This is a genomic window from Vibrio sp. YT-19(2023) (genome assembly GCF_033337395.1).
Genome location: NZ_JAWOQN010000619.1, coordinates 1 through 650, shown reverse-complemented (window position 1 = coordinate 650; position 650 = coordinate 1). Strand labels below are relative to the sequence as shown.

At 48.6% G+C, this 650-nt stretch carries 1 protein-coding gene; it reads right to left on the bottom strand.

Annotated elements, in window-relative coordinates:
* Positions 1 to 164: 164 nt before the first annotated feature.
* Positions 165 to 650 (bottom strand): sugar-transfer associated ATP-grasp domain-containing protein (locus R7E78_RS27490; protein WP_318058800.1); only part of this gene is annotated, 486 nt, incomplete at its 5' end.

Sequence of the window (650 nt, the reverse complement as noted above, 5' to 3'; positions counted from 1 at the left end):
CATACTCAATGGGCTCAGTGGAAAAGAAACGATCTATGTTGATTTTGTTAGCTCGATCATTGATTCAAATGATGAAACCGGCGAAATGAGATAGGAAGGGGAGTGAAAACGATGGCAGAAAGAAAAAAGCTAGCAACCATGTGCTGATTGCTAGCTTGTAAGATTTAGAACTTTGGTTTTACACCAAACTGCTCAACCGCGTAGGCTACGCGCTCTATAGGCTTAGGGTACTCCGCTGGAGTGCCGAGGCTTTCAATATGCTTCAAGCGAGGAAGCAATCCTGCTCCGTTCGCGATTTGAATAGCCAAACCAGGACGAGCATTCAGCTCAAGTACCATCGGACCTTCTTCTTTGTCGAGAACCATGTCGGTGCCCATGTAACCAAGCCCCGTCATTTCCCAAGCACTTGACGCAAGTTCTAGCAAACGCTCCCAATGAGGCACTTGCAGAGTCGATAAATCTTTACCCGTATCCGGGTGGTGCGTTACTGGTTGGTCGAATTGCACCGCACGAATGGCTTTGCCTGTTGCGATATCAATGCCGACACCGACCGCGCCTTGGTGAAGGTTAGCTTTACCATCAGACGCTGATGTTGAGCAGCGCATCATCGCCATGACAGGGTAGCCTTTAAATACGATGATGCGTACGTC